Raw genomic sequence first — 16,311 nt, 5'->3', positions numbered from 1 at the left:
GACGCGGCGCGCCCAACGCGGGTGGGGACAACGCCGACCTGACTACTTGGCCTTGTTGACGAATTCCGGGTGCTCCAGCAGGAACGGGTCGAGTTGCTCGTTGTGCAGAGCGGTGAAGAAGTCCGGAACCCCGCCCTGGAACTGCTCGCCCAGGTACTTCTTACCGTCGAAGACGCCACCACCGGGCAGCTTGATCATCTCGATGGTGTTCGGGCGGATGTCCTTCAGGGCGAGCCCGAAGTCGACCACGCTGTTGCCTCGACCGTTGAAGATCAACGACTGGCCGGCGGCACGGAGCACCTTGTCCAGCTTGATCGGGTTGGACACCACGTCTGCGCTGAACGCCTGGCCGACCATGGCCTTGACGAACTGCTGCTGGTGGCGCTGCCGGCCGTAGTCGGAATCCGGAACGCCGTTCTTTGGGTAGCGCTGCCGGACGTAGTCCAGCGCCTGCCACCCACTCAGGTGCCGGTTGCCCTTCTTGTAGAGCGCCTGCGGGCCGACGTAGCCCTCACCACGGGTGTTGCCCGGCCGCGGCTTGCCGTCCGGCTGCTTGTGCTCGGACTTCACATCGCGCTCGATGTACATGTCGACACCGCCCATGGCGTCGACGATCTTCTGAAAGCCGGTGAAGTTGATGATCGCGCCAGCGTCGAAGCGCTTGATGCCGGTCACGTTCTGCACTGTGGTGGCCAGCAGTTCGAAGCCCCGGGCCGCGTCGGGGTTGCCCCCCGGCACCTTGCTGCCGTACGACATCGCGGCGTTGATCTTCGTGGTCTCGCCCGGGAACTCGGCCTTCTTGAACGACGGGATGTGCACGTAGAGGTCACGTGGCAGCGAGAACAGGTAGGCCCGGTCCATCGAGGCCGGCACGTGCAGCACCATGATCGAGTCGGCCAGTGGCGCGGCCGTCGGTGTACGCGGGTCGATGCCGACGAGAAGGATGTTGAGCGGACCCTTGATCTCGCTCTTCTTCGCCTGGGCGCCCGCCGCCTGGTCGCCGAAGAGGTCGGCCTTGCCGACAGCGCCCTCGTAGCGGGCCATGAGGACCTCGGTGCCGACCAGCACGGCGCCGCTGAGCACGGTCAGCACGGTGCCGAACACCGTGCAGATCCTGGCCCACCGCGGCACACCTCGCCAGATGGACGACTTGCGGCCACTCTTGCCGGCCTTACCCACGAGCATCTCCGTTCGTTACGCCCACGACGAGGAAGACGGGCGCACGTCGTCGAAAGGTTCCAAAGATCAACGCTCGTTCGGGTGAGCGCGCGGATCGAACCGTAGCTCGGGAGCCTCCGGAGTGACGACCACGAGTAACGGACCGCGACGATGGTAGGACGCGAAGATGAACAAAAGACTGCCCCGGCATTGCCGGGGCAGTCTTTTGCTACGGATCGGATGGGGGCTGGTCAGCCCTTCATCAGCTCCTCAGCCTTGGCTTCGAGGTCCTCGAGACCGCCGCACATGAAGAACGCCTGCTCGGGGAAGTGGTCGTACTCACCCTCGCTGATCTTCCGGAACGCCTCGATGGTCTCCTTGATCGGGACCGTCGAGCCCGGCACGCCGGTGAACTGCTCCGCCGCATAGGTGTTCTGCGAGAGGAAGCGCTCGATCCGCCGGGCCCGAGCAACGGTGATCTTGTCTTCCTCGGAGAGCTCCTCGATGCCGAGGATGGCGATGATGTCCTGCAGGTCCTTGTAGCGCTGCAGGATCCGCTTGACCTCGGTGGCGACCTGGAAGTGCTCCGGGCCGACGAACTCCGGGGCGAGGATCCGGGACGAGGACGCCAGCGGGTCCACGGCCGGGTAGATGCCCTTGTCGGAGATCGACCGCTCCAGGTTGGTGGTCGCGTCCAGGTGGGCGAACGTGGTGGCCGGAGCGGGGTCGGTGTAGTCGTCCGCCGGCACGTAGATCGCCTGCATCGACGTGATGGCCTGGCCCCGGACGGAGGTGATCCGCTCCTGGAGCTCGCCCATCTCGTCGGCCAGGGTCGGCTGGTAACCCACGGCGCTCGGCATACGGCCGAGCAGGGTGGACACCTCCGATCCGGCCTGGGTGAAGCGGAAGATGTTGTCGATGAAGAGCAGCACCTCCTGCTTCTTCACGTCCCGGAAGTACTCCGCCATGGTCAGCGCGGAGAGGGCCACCCGCAGCCGGGTGCCCGGCGGCTCGTCCATCTGGCCGTAGACCAGCGCGGTCTTGTCGATAACGCCGGACTCGGTCATCTCGGCGATGAGGTCGTTGCCCTCACGGGTGCGCTCACCCACGCCGGCGAAGACCGAGGTACCACCGAAGTTGCGGGCAACCCGGGTGATCATCTCCTGGATGAGCACCGTCTTGCCCACACCCGCGCCGCCGAACAGGCCGATCTTGCCGCCCTTGACGTACGGGGCGAGCAGGTCGATGACCTTGATGCCGGTCTCCAGCATCTCCGTCTTCGGCTCCAGGTCGGCGAACGCCGGGGCCTTGCGGTGGATACCCCACCGGTCGTCGGCCTCGAAGGTCTCGCCCTCCTTGAGGTTGAGCACCTCGCCGATCGCGTTGAACACGTGACCCTTGACCGCGTCGCCCACCGGCACCGTGATCGGCTCGCCGAGGTCACGCACCTCCGCGCCGCGGACCAGGCCGTCGGTCGGCTGCATCGAGATGGCGCGGACCAGGTTGTCACCCAGGTGCTGGGCAACCTCCAGGGTCAGCGTCTTCTCACCGCCGGACAGGATCACGGTGACGTGCAGGGCGTTGAACAGGGCCGGCATGGCGTCGCGCGGGAACTCGGCGTCGACGACCGGGCCGATGACCCGGACCACGCGACCGGTGGTCTTCTTGGTCTCTACTGGTGCAGTCATCACACTTCACTTCCCGACGCGGCCAGCGCGTTGGCGCCGCCGACGATCTCGCTGATCTCCTGGGTGATACCGGCCTGCCGGGCCGAGTTCATTTCTCGCGTGTACTTCTCGATCATGTCTTCGGCGTTGTCGGTGGCGGACTTCATGGCCCGTCGCCGTGCCGCCGACTCGCTCGCCGCCGACTCGATCAACGCCGCGTAGATCCGCGTGTTGATGTAGCGCGGCAGGAGCGCGTCGAGCAGCGCCTCCGCCTCCGGCTCGAACTCGTACGCCGGCAGCAGCCCCTCGGAGCGCGGCCGGTCCTCCACCTGCATCGGACCGATGACCTTGGTGACCGGGCTCTGCGTCATCAGCGAGTGGAACTCGGTGTAGACGATGTGCAACTCGTCGACGCCGAGCACCCCGTCCGCCCCGGCGCTGCCGTCGGCATCGTCCGCACCGGCCGTGAACGCCTTGATCAGCGTCTCACCGACGGCGCGGGCGTCCTCGAACGACGGCTGCTCGCTGAACCCGGTCCAGTTCGCCTCGATCGGCCGGCCGCGGAACCGGTAGAAACCGACGCCCTTACGTCCGATGACGTAGAGCACCGGCTCCTTGCCGTCCGCCTTGAGTCGCGCGATCAGCGACTCGGCCATCCTGATCGCGTTGGAGCTGTAACCGCCGGCCAGGCCACGGTCGCTGGTGACCAACAGGACGCCAGCCCGCCGCACCCGCTCGCGCGGGGTGAGCAGCGGGTGGTCGATCCGTGCGTTGGACGCCAGCGCCGTGAGCACACCGGTGATGGCCTGGGCGTACGGCAGGGACGCCTGCACCCGGGCCTGGGCCTTGGCGATCCGGCTCGTCGCCACGAGCTCCATCGCCTTGGTGATCTTCTTCATCGACTTCGCCGAGCGGATCCGTTGACGAAGAACGCGTACCTGGGCCGCCACGGGATCAGCTCTCGGCCGGGCGGTCGGTCGCGCCGTCGCGGAAGCGGGTCACCGTCTCGCGGTTCTCGTCGCCCTCAAGCGGTGCGGCCGGAGCGTCGTTGACCCGACGCTCGTCCTCCTTGTTGAGGAAGACCTGCTTGAACTCGGCGATCGCGCTGTCCAGGGAGCCGATGATGTCATCGTTCCACTGGTTGTCGGCGATGCCGGCCAGCACACCCTCGTGCTTGTGCCGCAGGTACTGGAGGAACTCCGACTCGAAGCGCCGCACCTCGCCGACCGGGATGTCGTCCAGCTTGCCCTCGACGCCGGACCAGACCGAGACGACCTGCTCCTGCACCGGGTACGGCGAGTAGTTGGGCTGCTTGAGCAGCTCGACGAGGCGGGACCCACGGTTCAGCTGGTTCTGGGAGGCTCGGTCCAGGTCGGAGGCGAAGGCGGCGAACGCCTCCAGCTCGCGGTACTGGGCCAGGTTCAGCCGCAGCGAACCGGAGACCTTCTTCATCGGCTTGACCTGTGCGGCGCCACCGACCCGGGAGACCGAGGTGCCGACGTTGATCGCCGGCCGGACGCCCTGGTTGAACAGGTCCGTCTCCAGGAAGATCTGCCCGTCGGTGATCGAGATGACGTTGGTCGGGATGAAGGCCGAGATGTCGTTGGCCTTCGTCTCGATGATCGGCAGACCGGTCATCGAGCCGCCGCCCAGCTCGTCGGAGAGCTTCGCGCAGCGCTCCAGCAGGCGGGAGTGCAGGTAGAAGACGTCACCCGGGTACGCCTCACGGCCCGGCGGACGACGCAGCAGCAGCGACACGGCCCGATACGCCTCGGCCTGCTTGCTCAGGTCGTCGAAGACGATCAGGACGTGCTTGCCGCCGTACATCCAGTGCTGCCCGATGGACGAGCCGGTGTACGGGGCGATGTACTTGAAGCCGGCCGGGTCCGACGCCGGGGAGGCGACGATGGTGGTGTATTCCATCGCGCCCGCCTCTTCCAGCTGGCCCTTGATCGAGGCGATCGTGGAGCCCTTCTGGCCGATGGCGACGTAGATGCAGCGGACCTGCTTCTTCGGGTCGCCGGAGCGCCAGTTGTCCCGCTGGTTGAGGATGGCGTCCAGGGCGACAGTGGTCTTGCCGGTCTTCCGGTCGCCGATGATCAGCTGCCGCTGACCCCGACCGATCGGGGTCATCGCGTCGATGGCCTTGATACCGGTCTGCAGCGGCTCGAACACCGACTGCCGGGCCATCACGTTCGGAGCCTGCAGCTCCAACTCGCGGAAGCCCTCGTTGGCGATGTCACCGAGCCCGTCGATCGGCTGGCCGAGCGCGTCGACCACGCGGCCGAGGAAGGCGTCGCCGACCGGTACGGAGAGCACCCGGTCGGTGCGCTTGACGCGCTGTCCCTCCGCCAGCTTGGCGGAGTCACCGAGAACGACGACGCCGATCTCCCGGACGTCGAGGTTCAGCGCCACGCCCAGCGTGCCGTCCTCGAACTCCAGGAGCTCGTTGGTCTTGGTCGAGGGCAGGCCCTCGACGTGGGCGATGCCGTCGCCGGTGTCGGCGACGGTGCCGACCTCCTCGCGGGAGACGTCGGACGAGTAGGAGGAGACGTAGCGCTCCAGGGCGCCGCGGATCTCCTCCGTCGAGATGGTCAGCTCGGCCATCCTCTGCTTCCTTAAAATTCAGGGGCCCGGGATACCTAGTACCAACCGGTCCGAATGGCGTCTGTCAATCCGGGCGCTGAGCGGCGGAGCCGCCGCCCCGATGCTGGGCGGCGAGGCCGCTCAGCCGCTGGAGCGGCGAGCCGTTCAGCGCTTCGCGAGCGTGTTGCGGGTCTCGTTGAGGCGGCGCAGGATGGTGCCGTCGTACAGGTCGGAGCCGACCCGGACGCTCACGCCACCCAGGACGGCGGGGTCGACCGTCTGCTTGATGGAGACCTCTCGACCGTATATCGCGGTCAGGCTCGCACCCAGCCGACGCTCGTCCTCGTCACTCAACGGGGCCGCGACGGTCACGTACGCCACCTGCCGGTCACGTCGCTCGGCGGCGAGTTCCACCAGCCGGGTGAGCGAACCGGTGAAGGAGCGTCCACCGAACCCGCCCAGCGCCGCCTCGACGAGCCGGACGGTGATCGGGTGGGCCTTGTCGGCGAGCAGTTCGCGAACCAGGGCGGCCCGCCGCTCAATCGGAGCCGCCGGATCGCCCAGTGTGTTGCCCAGCGCCGACTGACCGGCGACCACCTGACCGAAGCGGAACAACTCGTCCTCGACCTCCCCGAGGCCGCCGGCGGAGTCGGCGCTGGCGAGCAGCGCCTCCACGCCGAGCCGCTCGGCGCCGTCGAGCAGCTCCGACGGTGCCGACCACCGGCCGGCGACCAGCGTCGAGAGCAGGTCCAGCGCCCCCGCGTCGATCTTGCCGCGCAGCATCTCGCCGAGCAGGCCGGCACGATCCTCGCCGGACCGGGCCGGCTCGGACAGCGCCCGCCGCAGCCGCGGCTCGCGCCGCAGCAGGGTGGCGACGGAGAGGATGCCGGCGGCGGCGTTGGCCACCGCCAACGGCTCCGCTCCGCGGACGTACGTCTCCAGGTGCTCCGCCGCAGCCTTGTACGACTCCCGGCTGGCGGCCTGCATCAGCGGGCCCCCGTGCTCTCGAGACCGCTCAGGAACCGGTCGACGGTGCCCTTCCGCCGTGCCTCGTCGGTCAGCGACTCACCAACGATCTTGCTGGCCAGGTCCACCGCGATCGTGCCGACCTCCGCGCGCAGCTCGCGCACGATGGTGGCCCGCTCGGCGGCGAGCGCGTCCTTGCCCGCCTGGATGACCCGGTCGGACTCTTCCCGCGCCTTGACGAGGATGTCCTGGCGGATGCCCTCGGCGTCGGCCCGCGCGTCGTCACGGATCTTGGCGGCGTCGGTCCGGGCCTCAGCGAGCTGGGCACGGTACTGCTCGAGCAGCTGGTTCGCCTCGGCCTGGGCGGCCTCGGCGCGCTTGATGCCGCCCTCGATGGCGTCGACCCGAGCCTGGAACGTCTGCTCCATGCGTGGGAAGACGAACTTCATCAGGACGAAGCAGAGCACGGCGAAGGCGACCGTGCCGACCACGATCTCCTGCCAGATCGGAATGATCGGGTTGTGGTCTGACTCACCACCCTCGGCGGCGAGGAGGAACAACATGGGTGACCTCCCGGTCGGAAGGGGCGGGTACTACTTGGCCCAGATGAAGCCGAAGGCGATGCCGAACAGCGCGAGCGCCTCGATGACGGCGAAGCCGATCCAGACGTACGGCAGGGTCATGCGCGACGACTCGGGCTGCCGGGCGGTCGACTGGATGTAGGCGGCGAAGACCAGGCCGACGCCGATGCCCGGGCCGATGGCCGCGAGACCGTAGCCGATGGCGGCGGTGCTGCCGTTGACCTCGGCGAGAACGCTAACGTCCATTGGTGTGGTTCCTCCTGGTTATCACGCGTGACTCTCACGCGGGACGACAACGGTTGGTGCGTGGATCAGTGCTCTTCGGCGAGCGCGCCCTGGATGTAGCTGGCGCTCAGCACGGTGAAGACGTAGGCCTGCAGAACGATCACCAGCGCCTCGAGGAGGGTCAGCGCCACGGTCATCACCCAGGAGACCACCGAGATCGGCGCCAGCCAGGCGTTGGCGTTGAGCATCGCGAAGCCGCCGAGCGTGAAGACCAGCAGGAGCATGTGGCCGGCGAACATGTTCGCGAAGAGACGGACGGCCAGCGAGAACGGCCGGATGATGAAGGTCGAGAACGCCTCGATCGGGATCAGCAGCGGCAGGATGTACCACGGTGCCGGGGGGATCAGGGCGTGCTTGAAGTATTTGCCGAAGCCGTGGTGCCGGATGCCGATGTAGTTGAACAGCACGTAGCTGATCACCGCGAGGATCGCCGGGAAGGCGATGTGCGAGTTCGGCGAGATCTGGAAGAGCGGAATGATCGCGAACGCGTTCGTCACCAACACGAAGCAGAACAGCGTCGTGAAGTAGGGAGCGAACCGCACGCCCTGGTGACCGATCATGTCGACCGAGATGTTGTTCCGGACGAAGCCGTAGATCGACTCGGCGAACCACTGCTTCTTGGTCGGCACCAACTTCGGGTTCCGATAGGTCGCCAGGAAGAAGATGATCAGAACGCCGACCGCGACCCAGATCATCAGCGTGAACTTGGTGAACCACGGGGCGTTCTCCACACCCCAGGGCGCGATCGCGGGCAGGTAGAAGTCGTCCACACTGGGTGGGAATGCCGCCTGGCCCGCTGCCAGAACGTTCGCCTGTCCGAACACCGTGTCCCTTCCTAAGTAGGCGTGCCGAGCCGGCGGACGACGAGGATGATCCCCCCGGTCACGCCGAGCACGACGCCGATGCCGGTGGCGACGCCACCGGTATCGAGCCACTGGTCGACCAGCCAGCCGATGAAACCCCACACGAGCATTCCTCCGATGAGGTAGCTGAGCGCGGTCCAACCCTGACCGGCGCCGGACGGATAATCGTCCGGATCACCGGCGGGACGGGGGGTTTGGTCACCAGCCATGACGGGGCGAACGATATCAGCCGGGGAGACGAGGCTGTGCCTCACCCCCCGCACAACCGTCGTTGTGTGGGCTTCTCGTGGGCGCCGTCGTCTGTGGGCACGCTACTCCCCTTCCGCCCGTCGGAAAATGACCGGAGGCCGACACATTGCGGCGCGTCCGCTGGTTGGGACGACCGCCAGGTCAGCCGCGCGGTCGGCGAGCGTGCACCGTGGTCAGCCACCAGAGGTGCACCGCTGTCCACACTGCCACCCCGGCGACGATGCCAAGGCAAAGAGGGATCAAACCGGGCCAACCGGTCGACGCCACCGCCACCAGCACCGCACCCAGCAGGCTGATCTTCAGTACGTACAGCCCCACCCCGAGCGGCAGCAGCAACTGCGGGTTGACCTGGTCGGCCCGCGCCAGCACCACAGTGGTGAGGGTGTAGCTGAGCACCGTGACGCCCACACCGGCCGCCGCGCCGAGCGCGGCCGTCACGCCGCCGGTCACCCCGCCCACCACCGCGGCGACCGCGGCGAGCGCCGCCGACGCGCCCAACAGCACCGGCAGGTGCCGCAGCCGCCACCGCCGGTCGGTGTCCGGCTCGACCACCCCGGGCTCAGCCACGGGGGTACGCCGGGAACGCCGCGACCAGCTCGGACACCTCGGCACCGAGCCGGATCAGCTCGTCGGCACCACCCGGAGCCCCGGGATCGGTGCGCACCGCACGGGCGATCAAGGTCGCCACCTGGCGCAGCTCCCCCTCGCGCATCCCCTGCGTGGTGACGCTCGGCGTGCCCACCCGGATGCCGGAGGCCACCATCGGCGGCTGCGGGTCGTACGGGATGGCGTTCTTGTTCAGGGTGATCGACGCGGCGTCGCAGCGTCGCTCGGCCTCGGTGCCGGTCACCCCCAGCTCCCGCAGGTCGATCAGGGCGAGGTGGGTGTCGGTGCCACCGGACACCGGGCGCATCCCCTCGTCGGCCAGCCCGGCGGCGAGCGCCTGCGCGTTGCTGACCACCTGCCGGGCGTACGTCTGGAAATCCGGCTGGGCGGCCTCGCGCAGCGCGACAGCCTTCGCCGCGACCGCGTGCATCAGCGGGCCGCCCTGGGTGAACGGGAAGACCGCCTTGTCGATCCGCTGGGCCAGCGACTCGCGGCACAGGATCATGCCGCCGCGCGGCCCGCGCAGCACCTTGTGCGTGGTGGCGCAGACGACGTCGGCGTACGGCACCGGGGACGGGATCGCCCGACCGGCCACCAGGCCGATGAAGTGCGCCGCGTCCACCATCAGGTACGCCCCGACCTCGTCGGCGATCTCCCGGAACCGCGCGAAGTCGATCAGGCGCGGGTACGCGGTGGCCCCACAGATGATCAGCTTGGGTCGGTGCGCCCGCGCCAGGTCCCGTACCTCGTCGTAGTCGATCTGCTCGGTGTCCGGCCGGACCGGGTAGCCGACCGGGTGGAACCACTTGCCGGAGAAGTTCACCCGGCTGCCGTGGGTGAGGTGCCCGCCGTGCGGCAGGTCCATCGCCAGCACAGTGTCCCCCGGCTGCACCAGCGCGGCGTACGCGGCCAGGTTGGCGCTCGCCCCGGAGTGCGGCTGGAGGTTGGCGTGCTCGGCCCCGAAGAGCTCCTTGGCCCGGGCGATGCCGATCTCCTCGGCCCGGTCCACCTCGGCGCAGCCGCCGTAGTAGCGCCGGCCCGGGTAACCCTCGGCGTACTTGTTGGTCAGCGTCGAACCGAGCGCGGCCAGCACCGCCGGCGAGGTCAGATTTTCGCTGGCGATGAGCTGAAGGCCGCCCCGCAACCGGTCCAACTCGCCGAGGACCACCCCGGCGATCTCCGGGTCGGTGGCCCTGAGCTGCGCGAAATCCGGCCCCCAGAAGGTGCTCGTCTCGGTCTCCACAGCGAACGAGTCTAGGGGGCCGCAGACTGGGACCTGTGAGATGCCTCGTCACCGGAGCGACCGGCTACATCGGCGGGCGGCTGACGCCGCTGCTGCTCGCCGACGGACACACAGTGCGCTGCCTCGCCCGCAAGGCGGTGCGGCTGCGCGACGTGCCCTGGGCCTCGGCGGCCGACATCGTCGAAGGAGACCTGAGTCGACCGGAGACGCTGGCCGCCGCGTTCGCCGACGTGGACGTCGCGTACTTCCTGGTGCACTCGCTGGGCCGGTCCGACTTCGAGGCGGCCGACCGGGCGGCGGCGACCAACTTCGCGGCGGCGGCGCGCGCGGCCGGCGTACGGCGGATCGTCTACCTGGGCGGCCCACTGCCAGCGACCGACGCGGTCCCCTCGCCACACCTGCGCTCCCGGGCCGAGGTGGGCCGGATCCTGCTGGAAAGCGGGGTGCCCACAGCTGTGCTCCGGGCCGCGGTGATCATCGGCTCCGGTTCGGCGTCGTTCGAGATGCTGCGGTACCTGACCGAGCGACTGCCCGCCATGATCACGCCGCGTTGGGTGCGCAACCGGATCCAGCCGATCGCCGTCCGCGACGTGCTGAGCTACCTGGTCGGCTGCACCGCCCTGCCGGAGGAGGTCAACCGGGGCTTCGACATCGGCGGGCCGGACGTGCTCACCTTCCGCGAGATGATGCAGCGCTACGCCCGGGTGGCCGGGCTGCGCCCGCGGATCATCGTGCCGGTCCGGGCGCTCACCCCGTCGCTCTCCTCGCACTGGGTCGGCCTCATCACCCCGGTGCCGAACGCGATCGCCCGCCCGCTGGTGGAGAGCCTGATCCAGGAGGCGGTCGCGGACGAACACGACATCGCCCGCTACGTACCCGACCCGCCGGGCGGGCTGACCGGCTTCGACGACGCGGTGGCGCTGGCGCTGGCCAAGGTCCGCGACGCTGAGGTGGAGACCCGCTGGTCGAACGCGAGTGGCCCGGACGCGCCCGCCGAGCCACTGCCCACCGACCCGGTGTGGTCCGGTGGCACCGCCTACACCGACGTCCGGGAGCGGACTGTGGACGCACCACCAGCGGCGCTCTGGCGGGTCGTCGAGGGCGTCGGTGGCGAACACGGCTGGTACTCGTTCCCCCTCGCCTGGTCGATCCGGGGCTGGATGGACCGGCTGGTCGGCGGGGTCGGGCTGCGCCGGGGTCGACGCGACCCGCACCGCCTCCAGGTCGGCGAGGCGCTGGACTTCTGGCGGGTCGAGGAGATCGTCCCGGGCGAACTGCTGCGACTGCGCGCCGAGATGCGGCTGCCCGGCCGGGCCTGGCTGGAGATGCGGGTGATACCTGCCGACGACGGCCGCAGCCGCTACCAGCAACGCGCCGTCTTCCTGCCGCGCGGCCTGCCGGGGCACGCCTACTGGAAGTCGGTGGCGCCGTTCCACGCTGTGGTCTTCGGCGGAATGGCCCGCAACATAGCCCGCAACGCCGAACAGACCCCCTAACCGCCCCGCCCCGCCCCGCCCCGCCCCGCCCCGCCCCGCGTCGATCATGGAGTTGTGGTGTGCCCCGCAAAAGGGGTGTTCATGGATTCAACGCCCACCACAAGTCCATGATCGACGCAGGGCGGGGCCGGGGCGGGAGGCGGACGGGACGCGGCGGAGGGCGGGGGTTAGTTGCCGGCTTGGGGTTGAGCTTGGAGGGCGGTTCGTTCGCTCGGCGGGACGAAGTCGCGGACCGGTTGGTCACGCAGGGCGAAAGCGAGCACCTCGCCGACCGCGTTCACCATCTGGGCCTGCACCGCCTGACCGACCGCGTCCCTGGGATCGTCCGGGTTCGCGGCCATCGAGGCGACGGCGAGCTGCGGCGTGAACGCCACCACCGTCTCCGTCTCGTACCGTTCCGAACTGCCGGTCTTGCCAGCCACCGGACGGCCGAGCTTCGCCCGCAGCCCGGGTGCGGTGGCGCCGTCGCAGCGCCCGTACATCGACTGGTCGCCGACCGGGCAGCGGGCCGCGTCGGTGGCCGCCCGCGCCACGTCGGCGTCGAGCACCTGTCGGCAGTCCGGCTTGGCCGCGTCGACAGGTCGGCCGCCCGAGTCGGTGATCGAGACCACCGGCAGCGGCGCGCACCAGGTCCCCTCGGCCGCCACAGTGGCGTACGCGCTGGCCAGGTCCAACGGGGTCGTCGCGGCCACGCCCAGGGTGAACGGACCCCAGTCCTTCGCGCCGTAGCGGGCCAGCTTGGCGTCGGACTCGGCCCGCAGCACGATGCCCAGCCGCTCGGCCATCTCCACCACCCGGTCGGCGCCGACCTTCTCGGTTAGCCAGGCGAAGTACGTGTTCACCGAGCGGCCGAACGCGCTCCACATGGTGCGGGGGCCGTCCATCGACGACGGGCTGGCGTTCGCCGGGCACCACCGTCCGTCGCAGCTCGCCTCACCGGTCACCGGGAAGCGGGTGAGCAACTGGGTCGGCGCCACGAAGTCGGTCGACAGCGGCAGGCCGGACTCCAGCGCGGCCAGCAGGGTGAAGAGCTTGAACGTGGAGCCGCCCTGGTACCCCTCGATCGCGCCGCCGCCGGCGATCAACTGGTTGACGGTGTTCGGGCGGTTCTTCTGCCCGACCGGGTTGTCCGCGACGCTGTAGGCGCGGTTGACCGACATCGCCAGCACCCGCCCGGTGCCCGGTTGCACCACGGCGGTGGGCACCGCCTCGGCCCTGGTCGTCGGATAGATCTTCAGCACCTGCTCGGTGGTGGCCCGCTGCACCCCCGGGTCCAGCGACGACACGATGGAGAAGCCGCCCCGGCGCAGCGCGCGCTGCCGCTCGTCGGCGGTCGCCCCGAACGCGGACTGGCTGCTCCACCAGCGGGTGAACCAGTCGCAGAAGAAGCCCCAGTCGTTGTGCGCGTCGGGCACACCCGTGCAGTCGTTCGGGGTCTCGCTGGGCCGCAGTTGCAGCGGTTCCGCGCGTGCCGCCGCCGCCGCGTCCGCCGGCACCTGCCCCGACTCCATTAGCCGCTCCAACACGTACGACCGCCGGGCCACCGCGCTGTCGGCATCGCCGTTGATCGGATCGTCGCTGTCCGGCGAACGCACCAGACCGGCGAGCAGGGCCGCCTGGGCCAGGGTCAACTCGGCCGGGGAACGGGAGAAGTACCGCTTGCTGGCCGCCGCGATGCCGTACGCCCCGGCGCCGAAGTAGGCGATGTTGAGGTAGCGGGTCAGGATCTCGTCCTTGTCGAGTTCCCGCTCCAACGCGAGCGCGTACCGCATCTCCTGGAGCTTGCGGACGGTGGTGAGCTCGGTGGCGGCGTCGCGCTGCGCCTCGGTCAGTCGGGGATCGTTGCTGAGCACGTTGCGGACGTACTGCATTGTCAGCGTGGAGGCGCCCTGCCGGGTCCGGCCGTCGCGCTTGTTGACTGTGAACGCCCGCACCACGCCCCGCAGGTCGACCCCGCTGTGCTGGTAGAACCGGACGTCCTCGGCGGCCACGATCGCCCGGCGCATCACCGGAGCCACCTCGTGCAGCGGCACGTCCACCCGGTCCTCCTGGTAGAAGGAGGTGATCAGGGTGGTGCCGTCGTTGGCGTAGAGGTTGGAGCGTTGCGCGGTGGGCGGCGTGCGGAGTGTGTTCGGCAGCTCCGAGTACGGCGTCGACAGGGCGCTGAAGCCGATCCCGAAGACCAGGGCCGCTGGCAGTGCGGCGGCGGCCAGCACCAACCCGGCCAGCACTCCGGCGATCACCACGGTCAGCAGTTTGTTGAGTTGGGCCCGGATCATCAGCTCTCCCCGCAGGAGCCGGTCACGCTAGGACCCGTTCAGAATGACCCGGAACGCCCCTTTAGCCCTGGGTTTTCCCCAAACCCGGAGGAAACTCGCACCACGCTCAGGGGAGCAGCGCGCCGGCCAGCGGGTGGACCGTCTCCTCGATCTCGTCGGCGACCCGGCTGAAGCATTGGTCTCCACGACCCCACGGGTCGTCCAGATCATCGGTGGTCAGCGCCGCGGCGCCCAGCCGCGCGTCGTGAGCCGCCGCCACCAGGGCGACCCCACGGGCGTACACAGCCTCCGGGGTGGCGTCACCCGGCGGCAGCGCGGCGGCGTCCACCGCGGCCAGCAGCCGGCCGAACTCCCCCAGCACGAACGTGCGGGCCGCCGCGTCCGGACGAAGCGCCACCACGTACTCAAACTGGTCGGCGGTGGCGGTCAGGACCAGGTCGGCGGCGTCGATGTGGTCCGAGCGCAGCTTGCGCGCGGCGAACCCCGCCACGTCCCCACCACGGCCGGTGACCTGCCGTGCCGCCGGCGGGTTCATCTCCTCGCCCGCGTGCCAGCCACCAGTGCCGGCGCTGTGGCTGTGCACCAGCTCCTCGGCCTGGGCCGGGTCCTGCGAACGCCGGGCAAGCCGCTCCCGCACCGCCAGGGCCAGCAGCCGCTCCGCCATCGGCGAGCGGCAGATGTTGCCCATGCAGACGTGCAGAACCGTGAACGGGGGCACTCAGACCGCCCGACCGTCGACGAGATCCGGAACCACGTCGCGCAGCTTCTCCAGCGGGATCGCCCCGGCCCGCAACAACTGCGGCACCTCACCGGTCAGATCCACGATCGTGCTGGGCACCGGGTCCGGGCAGGGGCCGGCCTCCAGATAGGCCCGCACCGAGTAGCTGAGCTGGTCACGCGCCTCGTCGGCGGTGACCGCTGCCGGCTGCCCGGTCTTGTTGGCCGACGAGACAGCCATCGGGCCGGTCTCCCGCAGCACCTCCAACGCCACCGGGTGCAGCGGCATCCGCACCGCCACAGTGCCGGTCTTGTCGCCCAGGTCCCATTGCAGGCTCGGCGAGTGCTCGACCACGATCGTCAGCGCACCCGGCCAGAACGCCTCCACGAGGTCCCGTGCGGCGGTGGGCAGGGAGAAGACCAACCCGTCGAGGGTGTGCCGCGAGCCGATCAGCACCGGCGGCGGCATCTGCCGACCCCGGCCCTTGGCGTCGAGCAGCGCCTTGACCGCGTACGGGGTGAACGCGTCCGCGCCGATCCCATACACGGTGTCCGTCGGGAGAACGACCAGCTCGCCGTTCTTGACCGCCTCGATCGCCGCAGCGATGCCGCGGTCCCGATCGGCGGGCGACCGGCAGTCGTAGAGCATCACGAGGAGTCAGTCTGCCACGCCGCCCCGATCGGGGCGTGCTGGCCGTCCGCCCGTCGGGACGCTGTGGCGTAGCGGGGACGCCCGGTGAGGTCCAGATGCTCGACGACAGCGGTGAAACCGCCGTCCTCGGCGAGCAGCTCGGGCACCGCCGCGCCGTGGGTGTCGTCGTGCTCGACGCCGAGCACGCCCCCCGGGCGCAACAGCACCGCCGCCCGGGCGACGACCGGCCGGATCACCACCAGACCGTCCGCGCCGCCGAAGACCGCCTCCGCCGGATCGTGCCCGGCCACCTCCGGCGGGACCACCACGTCGTCCGGCACGTACGGCGGGTTGCACAGCAGCACGTCCACCCGGCCCACCAGCTCGGCCAGCAGGTCCGGCGCTGTCACATCGGCCTCGACCACCTCGATCGGGCGGTCCCCCGCCGCGGCGCGCTCCGCCGCGTTGCGCCGCAGCCAGGCCAGCGCCGCCGGGGACCGCTCCACAGCGATCACCCGCGCTCCCGGCAGCTCCTGGGCCACCGCCAGGGCGATCGCGCCGGAGCCGCTGCACAGGTCCACCACCACCGGGTCGGGTCGGCCCTGGGCCTGCTCGACACCCCAGCCGGCCAACAGCTCGGTCTCCGGCCGGGGCACGAAGACACCCGGGCCGACCGACAGCTCCAGGTGCCGGAACCCGGCCCGACCGGTCAGGTGCTGCAACGGCTCACGCGCGGCACGACGGCGCGTCAACTCGTCGAGCCGCACCAGTTGGTCGTCGCTCAGGTCGTCGGCGAGAGCCAGCCGACCCCGGGGAACCCCCAGCACGTACGCCGCCAGCAACTCGGCCTCCACCCGGGCCGAGCCGACCCCTGCGGCGGCGAGCGCGCGGGCCGCTCGGGCCACCGCGGCGGACGGCCGGATGGGGCCTGTCCCTTCGGGGGGGTGTTGCGGCAAAGTACTCACGACATAATCATGAAGCGTC

At 69.9% G+C, this 16,311-nt stretch carries 16 protein-coding genes; 1 reads left to right on the top strand and 15 read right to left on the bottom strand.

Going from position 1 to position 16,311, the window contains the following annotated elements; translation table 11 throughout:
- Nucleotides 1-42 precede the first annotated feature (42 nt).
- The 11 genes from ACLJOK_RS31140 to glyA form a co-directional block, all read right to left on the bottom strand.
- Nucleotides 43-1,185 carry an LCP family protein gene (locus ACLJOK_RS31140; protein ID WP_410822059.1) on the bottom strand — a complete coding sequence of 381 codons (1,143 nt, stop codon included), beginning with the start codon at nt 1,183-1,185 and terminating at the stop codon, nt 43-45.
- 224 nt (nt 1,186-1,409) lie between these two features.
- Nucleotides 1,410-2,846, bottom strand: a complete 1,437-nt coding sequence (gene atpD, locus ACLJOK_RS31135; RefSeq protein WP_410822058.1) for a F0F1 ATP synthase subunit beta — start codon at nt 2,844-2,846, stop codon at nt 1,410-1,412.
- Nucleotides 2,846-3,775 (bottom strand): F0F1 ATP synthase subunit gamma, encoded by a 930-nt coding sequence (locus ACLJOK_RS31130; RefSeq protein ID WP_410822057.1) that lies wholly within the window; start codon nt 3,773-3,775, stop codon nt 2,846-2,848. The genes atpD and ACLJOK_RS31130 overlap by 1 nt, the downstream gene beginning before the upstream one ends.
- A 4-nt stretch (nt 3,776-3,779) precedes the next feature.
- Complete coding sequence (atpA, locus tag ACLJOK_RS31125; protein WP_410822056.1) at nt 3,780-5,432, bottom strand: F0F1 ATP synthase subunit alpha; 1,653 nt, start codon at nt 5,430-5,432, stop codon at nt 3,780-3,782.
- Nucleotides 5,433-5,576: 144 nt separating this feature from the next.
- The gene (locus tag ACLJOK_RS31120) at nt 5,577-6,398 is read right to left on the bottom strand and encodes a F0F1 ATP synthase subunit delta (RefSeq protein ID WP_410822055.1); all 822 of its coding nucleotides are present in this window, start codon (nt 6,396-6,398) and stop codon (nt 5,577-5,579) included.
- Nucleotides 6,398-6,937 carry a F0F1 ATP synthase subunit B gene (locus ACLJOK_RS31115; protein WP_410822227.1) on the bottom strand — a complete coding sequence of 180 codons (540 nt, stop codon included), beginning with the start codon at nt 6,935-6,937 and terminating at the stop codon, nt 6,398-6,400. The genes ACLJOK_RS31120 and ACLJOK_RS31115 overlap by 1 nt, the downstream gene beginning before the upstream one ends.
- Before the next feature lie 33 nt (nt 6,938-6,970).
- On the bottom strand, nt 6,971-7,204 hold the full coding sequence (locus ACLJOK_RS31110; protein WP_238677315.1) for an ATP synthase F0 subunit C: 234 nt from the start codon (nt 7,202-7,204) through the stop codon (nt 6,971-6,973).
- A gap of 65 nt (nt 7,205-7,269) precedes the next feature.
- Nucleotides 7,270-8,067: a F0F1 ATP synthase subunit A gene (gene atpB, locus ACLJOK_RS31105; RefSeq protein WP_124821195.1), complete on the bottom strand. Its 798-nt coding sequence runs from the start codon at nt 8,065-8,067 to the stop codon at nt 7,270-7,272.
- Nucleotides 8,068-8,078: 11 nt separating this feature from the next.
- Nucleotides 8,079-8,315, bottom strand: a complete 237-nt coding sequence (locus tag ACLJOK_RS31100) for a hypothetical protein (RefSeq protein ID WP_410822054.1) — start codon at nt 8,313-8,315, stop codon at nt 8,079-8,081.
- Nucleotides 8,316-8,496: 181 nt separating this feature from the next.
- On the bottom strand, nt 8,497-8,922 hold the full coding sequence (locus ACLJOK_RS31095; RefSeq protein ID WP_410822053.1) for a hypothetical protein: 426 nt from the start codon (nt 8,920-8,922) through the stop codon (nt 8,497-8,499).
- Nucleotides 8,915-10,204: a serine hydroxymethyltransferase gene (glyA, locus tag ACLJOK_RS31090; protein ID WP_410822052.1), complete on the bottom strand. Its 1,290-nt coding sequence runs from the start codon at nt 10,202-10,204 to the stop codon at nt 8,915-8,917. Before glyA ends, ACLJOK_RS31095 begins: the two co-directional genes overlap by 8 nt.
- 35 nt (nt 10,205-10,239) lie before the next feature.
- On the opposite strand from glyA, the gene ACLJOK_RS31085 reads away from it, so the two are divergent.
- Entirely contained in the window at nt 10,240-11,700 is a 1,461-nt protein-coding gene (locus ACLJOK_RS31085; RefSeq protein WP_410822051.1) for an SDR family oxidoreductase, read from the top strand.
- A 167-nt stretch (nt 11,701-11,867) separates the two neighbouring features.
- Here ACLJOK_RS31085 and ACLJOK_RS31080 read toward each other — a convergent pair whose 3' ends face one another.
- The 4 genes from ACLJOK_RS31080 to prmC all read right to left on the bottom strand — a co-directional run bounded on the left by ACLJOK_RS31080 (nt 11,868) and on the right by prmC (nt 16,292).
- Nucleotides 11,868-13,979, bottom strand: a complete 2,112-nt coding sequence (locus tag ACLJOK_RS31080; protein WP_410822050.1) for a transglycosylase domain-containing protein — start codon at nt 13,977-13,979, stop codon at nt 11,868-11,870.
- A 106-nt stretch (nt 13,980-14,085) separates the two neighbouring features.
- Nucleotides 14,086-14,697, bottom strand: coding sequence for a phosphotyrosine protein phosphatase (locus ACLJOK_RS31075; protein ID WP_410822049.1), 612 nt, complete (start codon nt 14,695-14,697; stop codon nt 14,086-14,088).
- Nucleotides 14,698-15,345, bottom strand: coding sequence for an L-threonylcarbamoyladenylate synthase (locus ACLJOK_RS31070; RefSeq protein WP_091406475.1), 648 nt, complete (start codon nt 15,343-15,345; stop codon nt 14,698-14,700). It abuts the gene before it with no gap.
- Nucleotides 15,345-16,292: a peptide chain release factor N(5)-glutamine methyltransferase gene (prmC, locus tag ACLJOK_RS31065; RefSeq protein ID WP_410822048.1), complete on the bottom strand. Its 948-nt coding sequence runs from the start codon at nt 16,290-16,292 to the stop codon at nt 15,345-15,347. Before prmC ends, ACLJOK_RS31070 begins: the two co-directional genes overlap by 1 nt.
- Between the last annotated feature and the right edge of the window lie 19 nt (nt 16,293-16,311).

The sequence above is a fragment of the Micromonospora sp. 050-3 genome, assembly GCF_046549335.1.
Taxonomy (GTDB): domain Bacteria; phylum Actinomycetota; class Actinomycetes; order Mycobacteriales; family Micromonosporaceae; genus Micromonospora; species Micromonospora trifolii.
The sequence above is the reverse complement of the archived record's forward strand: the minus strand, read 5'-3'. Positions and strand labels throughout refer to the sequence as shown.